Source organism: Leifsonia sp. Root1293 (genome assembly GCF_001425325.1).
In the GTDB taxonomy this organism is placed as follows: Bacteria; Actinomycetota; Actinomycetes; order Actinomycetales; family Microbacteriaceae; genus Orlajensenia.
In genome coordinates this window covers 2,490,758-2,504,998 of the sequence record NZ_LMEH01000001.1, presented here as the reverse complement: position 1 = coordinate 2,504,998, position 14,241 = coordinate 2,490,758, and the positions used below count along the sequence as shown (strand labels likewise).

At 68.2% G+C, this 14,241-nt stretch carries 15 protein-coding genes; 5 read left to right on the top strand and 10 right to left on the bottom strand.

The features are described from left to right. Positions 1-9: 9 nt before the first annotated feature. The 3 genes from ASC59_RS11745 to kynA are packed head-to-tail and all read right to left on the bottom strand — an operon-like array spanning position 10 to position 3,223. The gene (locus ASC59_RS11745; protein WP_055822483.1) at positions 10-1,308 is read right to left on the bottom strand and encodes a kynureninase; all 1,299 of its coding nucleotides are present in this window, start codon (positions 1,306-1,308) and stop codon (positions 10-12) included. After that, positions 1,305-2,342, bottom strand: a complete 1,038-nt coding sequence (locus ASC59_RS11740) for a hypothetical protein (protein WP_055822479.1) — start codon at positions 2,340-2,342, stop codon at positions 1,305-1,307. Before ASC59_RS11740 ends, ASC59_RS11745 begins: the two co-directional genes overlap by 4 nt. Continuing rightward, positions 2,339-3,223 (bottom strand): tryptophan 2,3-dioxygenase, encoded by an 885-nt coding sequence (kynA, locus tag ASC59_RS11735; RefSeq protein WP_055822476.1) that lies wholly within the window; start codon positions 3,221-3,223, stop codon positions 2,339-2,341. The genes ASC59_RS11740 and kynA overlap by 4 nt, the downstream gene beginning before the upstream one ends. A 140-nt stretch (positions 3,224-3,363) precedes the next feature. On the opposite strand from kynA, the gene ASC59_RS11730 reads away from it, so the two are divergent. Next, positions 3,364-3,879: a MarR family winged helix-turn-helix transcriptional regulator gene (locus ASC59_RS11730; protein ID WP_157488014.1), complete on the top strand. Its 516-nt coding sequence runs from the start codon at positions 3,364-3,366 to the stop codon at positions 3,877-3,879. Positions 3,880-3,891: 12 nt separating this feature from the next. Further along, a complete protein-coding gene (locus ASC59_RS11725) occupies positions 3,892-4,311 on the top strand; it encodes an organic hydroperoxide resistance protein (protein WP_055822473.1) in 420 nt (139 codons plus the stop codon). A 179-nt stretch (positions 4,312-4,490) separates the two neighbouring features. Here ASC59_RS11725 and ASC59_RS11720 read toward each other — a convergent pair whose 3' ends face one another. The 4 genes from ASC59_RS11720 to purD all read right to left on the bottom strand — a co-directional run bounded on the left by ASC59_RS11720 (position 4,491) and on the right by purD (position 8,245). Further along, positions 4,491-5,384, bottom strand: coding sequence for a VOC family protein (locus ASC59_RS11720; protein WP_055822470.1), 894 nt, complete (start codon positions 5,382-5,384; stop codon positions 4,491-4,493). Between the two features lie 72 nt (positions 5,385-5,456). Continuing rightward, on the bottom strand, positions 5,457-5,894 hold the full coding sequence (locus ASC59_RS11715) for a YybH family protein (protein ID WP_162243186.1): 438 nt from the start codon (positions 5,892-5,894) through the stop codon (positions 5,457-5,459). 88 nt (positions 5,895-5,982) lie between these two features. Then, the gene (locus ASC59_RS11710; RefSeq protein WP_055822463.1) at positions 5,983-6,912 is read right to left on the bottom strand and encodes a phosphoribosylaminoimidazolesuccinocarboxamide synthase; all 930 of its coding nucleotides are present in this window, start codon (positions 6,910-6,912) and stop codon (positions 5,983-5,985) included. Positions 6,913-6,961: 49 nt separating this feature from the next. Next, on the bottom strand, positions 6,962-8,245 hold the full coding sequence (gene purD / locus ASC59_RS11705; RefSeq protein ID WP_055822460.1) for a phosphoribosylamine--glycine ligase: 1,284 nt from the start codon (positions 8,243-8,245) through the stop codon (positions 6,962-6,964). Between the two features lie 56 nt (positions 8,246-8,301). Here purD and ASC59_RS11700 point away from each other — a divergent pair, with 56 nt between their 5' ends. From ASC59_RS11700 to ASC59_RS11690, 3 genes are all read left to right on the top strand, one after another. Then, the gene (locus ASC59_RS11700; protein ID WP_055822457.1) at positions 8,302-8,664 is read left to right on the top strand and encodes a sterol carrier family protein; all 363 of its coding nucleotides are present in this window, start codon (positions 8,302-8,304) and stop codon (positions 8,662-8,664) included. A 128-nt stretch (positions 8,665-8,792) separates the two neighbouring features. Next, a complete protein-coding gene (locus ASC59_RS11695; protein WP_235492675.1) occupies positions 8,793-9,152 on the top strand; it encodes a potassium transporter Trk in 360 nt (119 codons plus the stop codon). 117 nt (positions 9,153-9,269) lie between these two features. Beyond that, a complete protein-coding gene (locus ASC59_RS11690) occupies positions 9,270-10,706 on the top strand; it encodes a DUF1254 domain-containing protein (RefSeq protein ID WP_082513553.1) in 1,437 nt (478 codons plus the stop codon). A 69-nt stretch (positions 10,707-10,775) separates the two neighbouring features. Here ASC59_RS11690 and ASC59_RS11685 read toward each other — a convergent pair whose 3' ends face one another. The 3 genes from ASC59_RS11685 to purF form a co-directional block, all read right to left on the bottom strand. Continuing rightward, complete coding sequence (locus ASC59_RS11685; protein ID WP_055822450.1) at positions 10,776-10,982, bottom strand: hypothetical protein; 207 nt, start codon at positions 10,980-10,982, stop codon at positions 10,776-10,778. Between the two features lie 49 nt (positions 10,983-11,031). After that, a complete protein-coding gene (locus ASC59_RS11680; RefSeq protein WP_055822448.1) occupies positions 11,032-12,525 on the bottom strand; it encodes a glycosyltransferase family 2 protein in 1,494 nt (497 codons plus the stop codon). Between the two features lie 195 nt (positions 12,526-12,720). Beyond that, positions 12,721-14,178 (bottom strand): amidophosphoribosyltransferase, encoded by a 1,458-nt coding sequence (gene purF / locus ASC59_RS11675; protein ID WP_055822445.1) that lies wholly within the window; start codon positions 14,176-14,178, stop codon positions 12,721-12,723. Between the last annotated feature and the right edge of the window lie 63 nt (positions 14,179-14,241).

The following is a 14,241-nucleotide window of genomic DNA, read 5'->3' as shown; positions in this document are numbered from 1 at the left end:
GGCGGCGGCTCACGCCAGTCCCGCCTGTTCGCGCAGCACGCCGCGCAGCGTCTCGCGGACGGCGGCGAGGCCGGCGTGCGTCTCCTGGAAGCTGGTGGAGAGAGGCGACAGACCGATGCGGAGACCGCCGGGATCGCGGTAGTCGGGGATCACATCCTGCCGCCAGAGCAGTGCCGTCACCTCGCGCATGGCCGGATGCGACAGCGTCACATGGCCGCCTCTTCTGTCGGCGTCGCGCGGCGATGCCACGCTCACCCCGAGGGGTGCCAGCCAGTCGTCGGCCAGCGTGATCGCGAACTCGGTGAGCGCCACCGACTTGGCGCGTACGGCGTCCATGCCGGCATCCGCGATCATGGCGATGGTGTCCTGCATGGCGAGCATGCCGACGATCGCCGGGGTTCCGCTGATGAAGCGCCTGATGCCCGGCGCCGGCACGTACTCCGGCCCCATCTCGAAGGCGCCGGCCGACCCGAGCCAGCCCTTGATCGGCTGCGCGAGCACCTCTTGCAGGTCGGCACGCACATAGCCGAACGCCGGTGAGCCCGGGCCGCCGTTGAGGTACTTGTAGGTGCAGCCGACGGCGAGGTCGACGCTCCAAGCGTCGAGTTCCGTGGGCACCGAGCCGGCCGAGTGGCAGAGATCCCACAGCACCAGGGCGCCGGCGTCGTGGGTGATGCGGGTGATGGCCGGAACGTCGGCGAGGAACCCCGACCTGTAGGCGACGTGACTCAGCACGACGAGAGCGGTCTGCGGTCCGACGACGGCCGCGACCTGCTCCGGTGTGACGCCGGACTCCGTGTCGGCGACGATCCAGCGGATGCTCATGCCGCGTTCGCCGGCGATGCCGTCGAGCACGTAGCGGTCTGTCGGGAAGTTGTCGGTGTCGACGACGATCTCGGTGCGGGAGGGGTCGCGTGCGAGCTGGGCGTCGGCCGCTGCCCTGGCCAGCTTGTAGAGCGTGACCGTCGTGGAGTCTCCGATGTAGGTCTGACCGGGCGCCGCCCCCAGCGCGGCGCTCCCCAGGGCGTCGCCGATCGCGAACGGGAGGTCGAGCCACTCCTCGTCCCAGCCGCGGATGAGCCGGCCACCCCATGCCTCGGTCACGAAGCGCTGCAGTCTCTCGGCGGTTGCGATGGTGGGTCGCCCCAGGGAGTTGCCGTCTAGGTAGGCGACGATCGCGTCGGGCGCGGCACCGTCTGCGGCATCCCCCACCCCGACGAATCTCTTGCGCAGGTGGGCGAGCCCGTCGGATCGGTCCATGCGCCGTGCGAACGACAGGTGCGGATCGGGGGTGGAGGCTGTGGTCATGCGAGGGTCTCCTCGAGGTAGTCGATGGTGGTGCCGCGAGCCGTCGACAGCCAGGCCGGGACGTCTTCGGCGCTGGCCGGCGGGAGGCCGGGAACCCAGGCGAAGCGAGGGCCGATGGCGTCGGGCGCCCATGACCCGGCGATGGATTCCACGACGGCGTCGCGGTCGAGTCCGGCGCCGGCGATCGCGGCGAGCTCGCGGGCGTTGACGCCCGTCGGCAGCGGACCGTTGCCGAGGTCGGTACCGTAGCGCACGCGGCCGCCGGCCGCGGCGAACCGGCGCAGGTTGTCCTGGGCCAGTGCGAAGGCTGCAGTCGGTTCACCCCAGCCGTGGATGTCGAGCGTGGAGATCATCGCCGTGCCCGCCCGCGACATGCGCGCGATGAGCTCCGCGTCGAGCTGCTCGCTGAACGGGGTGTGCGCGAAGGCGTTCACGCCGGCATCGAGGGCACGTCGGGCCATGCCGGGCCCCTCGACATGGGCGGCAACGGGAACTCCATGGGCCCGTGCGGCCAGCACGATGGCCGTGAGCAGCTCGTCGTTCGGCACGGGCCCGGCGACGGAGTTGAGGGTGACCTTGATGACGGATGCCCCCAGCGCGACCTGCGCGCGAACAGCCTCCTCGGCGTCGCCGGGGTCGGCGAGCTCGACTGTCGCTCCGGCTGGAGCCCAGCCGCTCCTGGCGGGGTAGCCGCCCGTGCACGTGAGCAGTCCGCCGGCGATGCGGACGTCGGGGAGGGTGGATCCGGGGTAGCGGCTGTCGGTGTGCCACCCGGCCGCGACCTCCGGGATCCATCCCAGGTCGACGACGCTCGTGATGCCGGCTGGCAGCAGGCGTTCCGGGTCGACGAGGCCGAGGTGCACATGGTGGTCGGTGAGGCGGGGGAACAGCGTTCCCGGCAGGTCGAGGTCGGCGCTGGCCGCTGCATCCGTCGACGGATGCAGCATGCCGTCGCGAACGGTGAACAGCGTGCGTCCGTGCCAGCCGGCCGCCCAGTACTCCTCGACGCCGAGGAGCAGACCCTCCTCGATCATGCTGTCGGCTCTGGCGACTCCGCCGGCGGCTGACCGATGCGGGTGCGCACGGCGTAGAGCTCGGGGAAGAAGGTCAGTTCGAGGGCCTTCTGCAGGAAGGCCGCGCCGGTCGATCCGCCTGTGCCCGTCTTCATGCCGATCGTGCGCTGCACCGTCTTCAAGTGCCTGAAACGCCAGAGCTGGAAGTTCTCCTCCAGATCAACGAACTCCTCGCATGCCTCATAGGCCGACCAGTTGTCGTGGGCGTTCTCGTAGATGTCGCGGATGACGCCCACGAGCGACTCGTCGAAGACCCAGGCCTCGGTGACGTCGCGATCGAGGATGTGCTGCGGCACGGCGTGTCCGGTGCGGGCGAGGTAGCGCAGGAACTCGTCGTAGATGCTCGGCGCCTCGAGCAGTTCGGTGAGCAGCGCATGGGCCGTGGGGTCGGACTCGAACACGCTCAGCATGCGGCGGTTCTTGTTGCCGAGCACGAACTCGACGGCGCGGTACTGGTAGGACTGGAAGCCGCTCGAATTGCCGAGGAAGCCGCGGAACTCCGCGTACTCGGTCGGGGTCAGGGTCGCCAGCACCGACCACTGCTCGGTGAGGGTGCGCTGGATGTGCTTGACCCTGGCGACGCGCTTGAGAGCCTGCGGCAGCTCATCGGCCCGCAGCAGGTCGCGGGCGCTGGCCAGCTCGTGCAGCATGAGCTTGAGCCAGAGCTCCGTGGTCTGGTGCTGGATGATGAACAGCAGCTCGTCGTGGTGCTCGGGTGCGCTCACGGGGTTCTGGGCGCTCAACAGGGTCTCGAGATCGAGGTAGCCGCCGTAGCTCATCCGCTCCCGGAAGTCGGTGACGATGCCCGCGTCGAACTCTCGGGTGTTCTTCTCAATCGCCAACGGATGCCTCCAGGGTGGGTGGGTCTCCAGCCTATGCCGACCGCTCGATGGCGAGCCTGCCGCGGAGGCGGCGCTGAGGGATTCGTCGCTCGCTATACGACTAAGTTGTGCACAACTCGATTGTGTGCAATCGTTGCTGCATGACCACCGACAGCGCACCCGCGACGACGACGTCGCCGGACGACTCCGTGCATCCGTCTCCGCTCGACCCCCTGGTGTGCTTCGCGCTCTACCGCGCCTCGCACGCCACGAGCGTCGCCTACCGCGAGCTGCTCGCACCGTGGAGCCTCACCTACACGCAGTACCTCGTTCTGGTGCTGCTCTGGACCGAGGGCGCATCGTCGGTGCGCCGCCTCGGCGACCACCTGGGTCTCGACTCCGGAACGCTGTCCCCGCTGCTGAAGCGACTCGAGGAGCGCGGCCTCGTCGAACGCAGGCGAGGCGACGGACGCGACGAGCGGGTCGTGATCGTGTCGCTGACCGCTCGCGGCGAGGAACTGCGCACAGAACTCCATGACATTCCGCGCTGCGTCGCGGAAGCGACCCGGCTGTCGGCTGAGACCGCACCTGCACTCCTGCAGACCCTGCGCGAGCTGACCGCCGGAATGAACGAGGTGACCGCCGGGCTGCGCACGCCGACGGATGCCACAACATAAGGAAAGAAGATGATGGACGTTCTCTACACCGCCGAAGCCCTCTCGACAGGCGAGGGCCGCAACGGCCGCGTGCGCTCGACCGACGGTCGCGTCGACCTCGACATGGCGATCCCGACGGGGATGGGCGGGTCGGGTCTCGGCTCGAACCCCGAGCAGCTCTTCGCCGCCGGATACGCGGCCTGCTTCCACTCCGCGCTGCACGCGGTCGCCCGCACCCAGAAGGTCAAGCTCGTCGACTCCACCGTCGGTGGTCGTGTCGACATCGGACCGAACGGCCAGGGTGGGTTCCAGCTCGCCGTACTTCTCGAGGTCTCGCTGCCCGAGATCGAGCCCGAGCAGGCCCAGGCCCTGGTCGACGCCGCACACCAGGTGTGCCCGTACTCGAACGCCACCCGCGGCAACATCGACGTGACGATCGAGCTTACGGACTGAATTTATGGCGGAAACGCCGGACCGAAGACCCGGGCGACTTCGTCGGCCACGTTTTCGGTCCGGCGTTTCCGCTGCGCTAGCTACTCAGGTGAGCTCCGCTCGCTGAGGCCCGGACGCAGTCCGCGGGCGAAGCGCCCTCACCAGGCCGAAACGCTTCGGGCGCGCGCTCCGGGCGGCCCTCAGCGAGCGGAGGGAGCGGCCACCGTGACCCGGATCGCGTTTGCCCACGGGTCCTCGAAGGCGACGGTGCGGCCGTCGTCACGCGTCTTCACGCCGTAGTGCCGCATCCGTTCGTCGAGGGCTCCGATGTCATCGGCGCTCGGCACCACGATGTCCACCTGCCCGAGGCCCAGCGCGAGCCCGCGCCTGCCGGCACCGGCGCTGTTCCAGGTGTTCATCGCCATGTGGTGGTGGTAGCCGCCTGCCGAGACGAACAGGGCGGATCCGCCGATCTCGGCGGTCGTCTCGAAGCCGAGCTTGTCGACGTAGAACGTCCGTGCGCTCGCCACATCGCCCACGGAGAGGTGAACGTGGCCCACGACGGCCGTGCCGACCGGCCCGACTGCCGCAGCCTCGAGCGCGACCGCGGTGATGTGCTCCTGCAGGTAGGCGTTCGGATCGAGGTAGAGGGTCGCCATCTCGACCTGGCCGTGCGTCCAGCTCCACGTGGTGCGGGCGCGGTCCCAGTACAGCTCGACGCCGTTGCCCTCCGGGTCGGTGAAGTAGAACGCCTCGCTCACCAGGTGGTCGGCGCTGCCAATGAAGGTTCCCGGATACCGCGTCGCCACAGAGTGGATCGCCAGCGCCAGAGTGGTCTGCGAATCGAACACGATGGCCGTGTGGAACAGCCCGGCGCTGCGCGGCTCGGCCGCCTTCAGCTCGGGCGCGTGCTGCAGGATGATGATCGGCGTCGTTCCGCGACCCAGCACCGCCGTGCCGCCCTCGTTGGCGATCAACTCGAGGGTGACGCCGTCGCGGTAGTACGCGATCATCGCGTCGAGGTCGCCCACCCGCAGTGTGACGGCACCCATGCCGGTGTCGGGGGCGAGGAGATCGTGTGCGCTATCAGTCATGGTTGTTGCAACAACTAATTTCTGGGGATATTCCGAACGCCCCGAGCGGCGCCCCGTGTCCACCCTGCCAGATCACTCCGGCGGTGTCGCCAGCGATCTGTGCTCGTGCGTGATCAGCCAGCATCCTCCGATGCGCCGCAATCCCATGGTCACGTGCAACCAGACCTGGGCGCGCCGTGCGCCGAAAGGCGTCGCCGTGAAGTGGTCGAGGCTGTGCGCGAACGCCACGTCGTCGCCGACGACGATGGACAGGTTGTGGACCGAGTAGTCGAGGGAGTCCTCGAAGGTCCTGAACCAGTCGCGGAGGGCGGCGGCATCCGTCACGGCATGATGCCGTCCGTCTCGAGCAGGGGTGATGTCGAAGCCTGTCGATCCCGGAGCATGGCGCGCGACGAGGTAGTCGGCATCCATCGCTCTGACAGCCGCCGCGCGCTTGGTGAGCAGCCAGCCGATCTCGGTCTCGTCGATCTCGCGGTCGATCTCGCGGTCGATCTCGATCAGGGTGGTCATGGTCGTCTCCTGTTCCGCGCCGTGATGGGCGCTCATCAGGACGACGAACGGATGCCGCCGGAATTCGACAGCTGCGACAGATCCGAACTCAGACCGCGTCGCCGGTGAGGCGCTCGAGGAGTTCGCGATAGCGCAACGCCGTGCGCTGGACGATCTCGCTCGGCAGGGTGGGCGGAGGCGTCACACCGTCGTCCTCCCAATTGGCGGCGAGCCAGTCCCGCACGATCTGCTTGTCGAAACTCGCCATCCGCTCGGCGGGAATCGTGCCCGTGCGCCAGGCCTCGGCATCCCAGTAGCGGCTGGAGTCGCTGGTGAGAACCTCGTCCGCGAGGGTCGTGACGCCGGAGGACCGGTCGGCCCCGAACTCGAACTTGGTGTCGGCGAGGATGACACCGCGCCCCTCGGCAACATGCGAGGCCTGGGCGAAGATCGCGAGGGAGAGATCGCGCAGTTCTGCTGCGATGACCGGCCCGACGAGCTCGACTGTCTGCTCGAAGTCGATGTTCTCGTCGTGCTCGCCCATCGGCGCCTTGTAGGCGGGGGTGTAGATGGGCTCGGGAAGTCGGTCGCCGTTCTCGAGGCCTGCAGGAAGTGGCACGCCGCACACCGTCTGCGTCGCCTGGTACTCCTTCCAGCCGGAACCGGTGAGGTACCCCCGCACCACGCACTCGATCGGGAACATGTCGAGCTTCTTCACCAGCATCGACCTCCCCGCGACGGATGCCGGAATGCGGCTCGAGCCGTCGATGCGGTGATCGGGCACGAGGTGGTTCGGCACCCGCAGCTGGTCGAACCACCACAGGCTCAGTGTGGTGAGCAGCTCACCCTTGCCCGGGATCCCGGGCTCGAGGGCGTGGTCGAAGGCACTCACGCGATCGCTGGCGACGACGAGGAGGCTGTCGTCCGACGGGTCGAGCGGCTCGTAGAGATCGCGCACCTTGCCGGAGTAGACGCGGGTGAAACCGGGAACGATCGCGTCGGGTGCGGTCTCTGGCGTCTGTTCTGGCGTCGCGGTCACGCGCCCAGTCTAATTCGCGGGGTCGCGCGTGCGACCCGGGCCGTCGGTGTCAGGAGACCTTCGCGGCGATGTCGGTGCGGAACTGCCCGCCCTCGAGCCCGATACGGCCGAGCGCATCGTAGGCGCGGGCCCGCGCCTCCCCGAAGTCGGAGCCGACGGCGACGACGCTGAGCACGCGTCCGCCTGTGGCGATGAGCTCGCCCGCGCCGTCCGTGCCGTCGGCCCCCTGGGCGGTGGCCGCGTGGGCGAGGTGAACGCCCTCGACGGCTGCCGCATCCGCGAGCCCGAAGAGGATTCGTCCGGTGATCGGGGGCTCGGGGTAGTTCTCGCTGGCGATGACGACGGTGACCGCGACATCGTCGGAGAAGACGGGGCGCTCGACCTCGCCGAGGGCGCCGGTGGCTGCCGCGAAGAGGAGACCGGCGAGCGGCGTCTCGAGACGGGGGAGCACGACCTGGGTCTCAGGGTCGCCGAAGCGGGCGTTGAACTCGATGACGCGGATGCCCTTCGAGGTGAGGATGAGCCCGCAGTAAAGCAGGCCCACGAAGGGCGTTCCCTCTGCGGCGAGCTGGCGCACCGTCGGCAGGGCGATCGTCTCGATGACCTCGTCGACGAACGCCTGCTCGGAGCCGAACTCGTCGGTGAGCCAGGGCAACGGCGAGTAGGCGCCCATGCCGCCGGTGTTGGGGCCGGCATCGCCGTCGAGGAGTCGCTTGAAGTCCTGTGCCGGAGACAACGGCAGCACGTGCTCGCCGTCGGAGAGCAGGAACAGCGACACCTCCTGGCCATCGAGGAACTCCTCGATGAGCACGCCACCGCGCGGAGCCCACTGCGCGGCGTGGGCGATGGCTGCGGCACGATCGCTCGTGACGAGCACGCCCTTGCCCGCAGCCAGCCCATCAGCCTTCACGACGTACGGGGCTCCGAACTCGTCCAGGGCTGCGGAAGCCTCTTCCGCCGTGGCCGCGCGGACGGCACGCCCGGTCGGCACGCCGGCGGCATCCATGATGCGCTTGGCGAAGGTCTTGGATCCCTCGAGGGCTGCCGCGGCCTGATCCGGCCCGAACACGGGAATGCCTGCGGCCCGTACGGCATCGGCGACTCCCGCAACGAGGGGAGCCTCGGGCCCGACGACGACGAGGTCGACGCCGTGCTCCGCCGCGAGGGCTGCGACGGCATCCGGATCCTCGGCGTCGATCGGGAACACGGGAACGGCGCCGGCGATGCCCGCGTTGCCAGGAGCAGCGATGACCTCGTGGCCGGCGGCATCCGCGAGCAGTGCAGTGATGATGGCGTGCTCGCGCGCACCCGGGCCCAGAACGAGAATCTTCACCGGCTCAGATTACCCGTTCGGTTCAGGCCGCCGGTGTCGCGCGGGACAATGGAGACATGGGACGCGCACGGATCGATGAGGGTCAGGGGCTCGCCGCGCTGCGGCTGTGGCAGGCGGATGCCGCATCCGCCAGCCGCGACACGACGGCGATGGCGGTGCGCTTCACGCTGCAGGCACTCGCCGACCGCGCCCCCGGCAACACCGTCGAGGTTCGGGTGCCGCCGTTCGGAGCCACTCAGTGCATCGAGGGCCCCCGCCACACGCGCGGAACTCCGCCGAACGTCATCGAGACGGATGCCGCGACCTGGCTCGGCCTCGCCACCGGCGCCGAGGCGTGGGATGACGCGCTGGGGTCGGGCCGAGTGCACGCCTCCGGCCAGCGTGCGCAGCTCGACGGGCTGCTGCCGGTCGTTCGGTAGGCGCACCCTCGCTCGCTGAGCGCTGAGCGCTGCGAGCTGAGCGCAGGGCGCTGCGCCGTCGACGCGCTTCGACCGCGGACTCCGTCCGGGCCTCAGCGAGCAGGGCGGGCGAGTGGGACAATGGAGGGGTGAGCCTCGAGAACCCCGCCGATCGTCCCGCCTCTAAGCCCGAGGGAGTGACGGATGCCGACGCCGCGACCGTCGAGATCGTGCGCGGTGAGGCCGTGGTTCGCCGTTCCCCCCGCTACCTCCGGTTCCTCCTGGCGGGCGCCATCGTGGGAATCCTGGTCGCACTGATCCTGACCGTCACGTTCCCCGCCAACCCCGAGTTCAGCATCGGCCAGGTCTTCGGCTTCCTCCTGCTGCTCTGCGGTGTCATCGGCCTGGCGCTGGGGGCCGTCATCGCGTTGGTCTTCGATCGGGTGCTGTCCAAGCGCGCCCACACCGAGCAGGTCGAGCACACGACGCTGACGACGCGCGAGGACTGATCCGCCACTCGGTCGCCTCGATCACCCCTTCAGGATGACGACCTCTTCGCCGATCGTGCGATAGACATACGAGTACGCCGGGGCGTCTCGAGAGGGCGCCCAGATCGAGGGGGATGCATGTCCGAAGAGAACAGCGCAGGGCTCAGCACAGACGAAATGGCGAGAGCCGTGGCCTCGCTGAGCGCACCGGACACGATTCCCTCGCCTTTCGGCGACCTTCGATTCTTCGACGGGCTCCCGCTGCCCGAGACCGTCGCCACAGCGTACGACGCCCTCGATCTGATGCGCGGGATCGAGGTGTTCCTGAACGCCGTCCCAGGAGCGTCTCTCGTCGCCTTCCGCAACGGTCTCCGCGCAGCCGGTGTGACCACTGCTCGCCAGATCGGCATCACCGAGCCGAGGGCGACGTCGAAGGCCATCTTCCTCACCCCGAACACCGAGACGACCTATGGCGTCACGATGCTCGACCTGAAGGCCTGGGGCCCGACTGTCATCGAAGCGCCACCGCAGTCGCTGTGCGTGGTCGATGACTTCTGGTTCCGCTACGTCGCCGACATGGGCATCGCGGGCCCGGACAAGGGGGCTGGCGGCAAGTACCTGTTCCTGCCGCCGGACTTCGAGGGCGACGTTCCCGATGGATACTTCGTCTACCGCACGCCGACCTATACGAACTTCGTGGTGCTGCGCGCTCTCGGTGGGGTCCCTGCCATGAAGCAGACGCGCATCTACCCGCTCGCGGAGGCCGACGGCCCCGACGAGAACGAATTCATCAACATCGCTGAGACCCCGGTCAACACAGTGCACGCCAACGACTTCTCGTTCTACGAGGAGGTCGCCGAGCTCGTGCAGGAGGAGCCCATCGAAGCGCTCGATGCCGAGCGTGCAGGTCAGCTCGCTGCGATCGGCATCGTGCACGGAGAACTGTTCGCCCCGGACGACCGGCTGAAGGCGATCCTCGAACGGGCCGCACCTGTCGCCGCCGGCATCGCACGCGTGCTCGGTTACGCGCCGCGCGATCCCGATGCCGTTCTCTACGGTTCCTGGCGCAACGGCTTCGTCGGCGGCAGCTACGAGTTCCTGCGGAACGGCGCCCGACTCCTCGACGCGCGCACCCAGTTCCACTATCTGGCCACTGTCATCACGCCGGCCATGGCGCATGCGCAGGTCGGTGCCGGCTCGGCCTACGCCTACACAGTCCACGATGCGAATGGAGACCTGCTCGACGGCGCACGCTCGTACCGCCTGCACGTCGATGCCAACCCGCCGGCGAAGAACTTCTGGGCGGTCGACGTCTACGACACCCAGACGCGCTCGCTTCTCGTCGTTCCGTCCACCCCGTATCCCGCCGTCGCCAGCAACGACGGCAAAATCCAGCAGAACGACGACGGCTCGTACGACCTCTACTTCGGCCCTGTCGCCCCCGAGGGCAAGGAGTCGAACTGGGTGGAGACCATCCCGGGCAAGGCGTGGTTCCAGCTCTTCCGCCTCTACGGGCCGCTGGAGCCGTGGTTCGACCAGACCTGGCGGCTCAACGAGTTCGAGCCCCTCGACTGACGGGCGCGGCGGTCACCCTCGCCTCGCGGCATCACGCCCATCGTCCCGAGGGTGCTCGCGCAGCGGCACTCAGCGAGGGTGGTGCCGGCGCCGCCGTGCGATGGCCACGACGATCAGCACCAGGCCCACGAGGAGAACCACGGGACCGATGGTGGCCCACAATGTCGACCCGCTCATGGCGGAACCCGGAAGCACGTTGATTCCCTGCAGTGTCCACACCAGACCGATGCAGCCCAGGACGACACCCGTGATCAGGAACACCCGATTGCTCTTCACGGCCCCAACCTAGCCCACCGGCGGGACACCCTGGAGGCGAGCGTCGGCCTCAGCTCGCGCTGACCCGACCGACCTTCTCCGTCTTGTCCCAGCGCGCCTCCACGCCGGCCATCTCCTTGAAGTAGGAATCGAAGGTGATCGCGCACAGGAGCGAGCCGTAGCCGGCCAGGTAGATCAGCGCCGGCGTGAGCCAGCTCCCGAGCACCGTCCGCTCGGCACGCCGGGCCAGCCAGGCCACCACCATGGAGAACGGGATCCAGACGTAGATGGCCAGGGTGATGAGAAACAGGGTGCGATCATCCAGCGTGACACCGAGCAGGCCCGGGAGCCAGACCAGCAGCAGCGAGGGGAACAGCGCTGCAATCATCACGAGCATGTTGACGATTCCCGGGAACAGGACCACATGTCCCCACGCGCGTGCGCTCGTGCGGGCATCCGTCATCGCCCCGAGGATCAGCACGAACAGATAGGCCAGCGCAGCGGAGATCCAGAGCGTGCGGAAGACCGACGTGGCGAACGCGCTGTCGAGCAGGAGCAGCCCCGCAAGGCCTATGGACGACACCACCATGATGATCGGAAGCAGCCACAGACTGAACCAGACGACACCGAACGTCCAGGCTCCCAGCTTGTGGGCGCGCGACGGACGGAACCAGATGTCGCGATAGCGGGACGTGACCGTGACGTTGCCGCGTGCCCAACGCAGCCGTTGCTTCCAGAGTCCATCGACACTCCGGGGCTCCTCGGCCAGGACCTCGGCGAGTGGCTCGAACACCACCTTGCGACCGCGCAACTGCGTCTCGAACGTCGTGATCGTGTCTTCGGCGAGGCTCGACGTGTCGATCTCGCCACCGAGGGCGACGAGATTCTCGCGCGAGTGCAGCTGGGCACCACCGGCGAGGCAGGCCTGAGCTCCGAGCACGTTCTGGGCACGCCGGGCGGCGGGCTGGGAGAGGACGTATTCGATGCTGATGAACTTCGTCAGGTAGTTGCGGTCCAGGCTGCCCTCGCGGATGTACGCGGACACCGCCCCGACCTCGGGATCTGCGAGATGCCGGGTCATGCGGCGAAGCGAGTTCGGCAGGTAGATGACGTCGGCATCCATGATGAGCAGCGCCTCCATCCACTCGTCCGCGATGATCTCGCGGATGCCGTGGTTGAGCGTGTGAGCCTTCCCCTGCCCGCCGTTGTCCCGGCGCAGGAGCACGACGTTGCCGGGATACACCGCCTCCTTCTCGCGCACCACGTCGGGTGTGGCATCGGTGCTCGCATCGTCGACGACATAGATCCGCAACGACTCCTTCGGATACTCCAGCTTCATCAGTCGATCGATGGATGCGCCGATCACGGCTCCCTCGTTCCACGCGGGGACGACGATGGCCACTCGCGGGAAGTACGCCTTCGCCTTGCCGTAGTGGTTGATCCAGGCGTGGAGTGGGATGACCAGGAAGGTGCTCGCGGCGGCGATCACCGGGATGAGCCCGCTGAGCGCGAGAACGAGACAGGCACCGACCAGGCTCGCGAAAACGACCGACGACACATCCATGTGGAACCCCTCGCACACGTACCTGTTGCGCGGCTCGTGACGAGCGAAGCGCAACGACTCCTACTGCTTTCCCCAGGGCGCGGCAGAAGCGCGCCCTCCACACTCAATCGTAAACGGATGCACGGACAGGCCCGGACGGAGCCTCGCCGAGAGGACCGGACCGGCGGTGTTTCGGATCCGAACCGACGCGGCGGCCTAGGAGAGCTGCGTGCGCTCCACCCAGTCCAGGTACTCGGGGGTGACGGTTCCGGTGACGTACTCGCCCGTGAAGCAGGAGAGGTCGAGGTCGGTCACGTCGCTGCCCTCGATGATGGCGGACCGCAGGTCGGCCACCTCCTGGTAGATCATCGCGTCGGCGCCGAGCTCGGCCCCGATCTCGGGGATCTTGCGGCCGGCGGCGATGAGCTCGGTACGGGACGGCATGTTGATGCCGTAGACGTGCGGGTAGCGCACCGGGGGAGCCGCAGACGTGAAGGTGACCTTGTTGGCTCCGGCGGCGCGGGCCATCTCGACGATCTCCTTCGAGGTCGTGCCGCGCACGATCGAGTCGTCGACGATGAGGATGTTCTTGCCCTTGAACTCGGTGCCCATGGCGTTGAGCTTCTGGCGCACGCTCTTCTTGCGCTGCGCCTGGCCCGGCATGATGAACGTGCGGCCGACGTAGCGGTTCTTGTAGAAGCCCTCGCGGTACTCGATTCCGAGCTTCTGGGCCACCTGCATGGCGGCCGGGCGCGACGAGTCGGGAATCGGCATGACGACGTCGATGTCGCCCTTGTCCATGTGGGTCGCGATGGTGTCGGCCAGGCGGTCGCCCATGCGCAGGCGCGCCTCGTAGACCGAGATGCCGTTCATCACCGAGTCGGGGCGGGCGAGGTAGACGTACTCGAACGAGCACGGAACCAGGCGCGGGTTTCGAGCGCACTGCTTCGAGTGCATCGTGCCGTCGAGCGAGATGAAGATGGCCTCGCCAGGCGCCACGTCGCGCACGATCTCGTAGTCGCCGTTCTCGAGAACGAGCGACTCCGATGCGACGATCCACTCCTCCTTGCCGGCATCCGTCAGACGACGGCCGAGGATGAGCGGGCGGATGCCGTAGGGATCACGGAACGCCAGCAGGCCGTAGCCCGCGATGAGGGAGATGACGGCGTAGGAGCCCTCGACGCGCTCGTGCACCTGGGTGACGGCCTCGAAGATCTGAGCCGGGTCGAGGGAGAGGCTGGTGATCTGACCCTGCAGTTCGGTTGCGAGAACGTTCAGCAGCATCTCCGTGTCGCTCGCCGAGTTCACGTGGCGGCGGTCGATGCGGAACAGGTCGTCGCTGAGCTCGCGGGTGTTCGTGAGGTTGCCGTTGTGCACGAGGATGATGCCGTACGGGGCGTTCACGTAGAACGGCTGCGCTTCGTCCTCGCGCTCGGCGGCGCCCTTGGTGGCGTAGCGAACGTGACCGAGTCCCATGTTGCCGAGCAGCGAGCGCATGTCACGGGTGCGGAACGCCTCGCGAACCTGGCCCTTCGCCTTCGTGATGTGGAAGGTCGGGCCGTCGGCCGTCGCGATTCCGGTCGAGTCCTGCCCGCGGTGCTGCAGGAGGAGGAGGCTGTCGTAGACCTGCTGATTGGCCGCCTCAGTCGAGACGATGCCGACGATGCCGCACATGCGGAAAGGGCTCCCGGGGGTTGGCTTTTCGGCCCAGAATCGGGCCGCGACAAGTCTCGCACA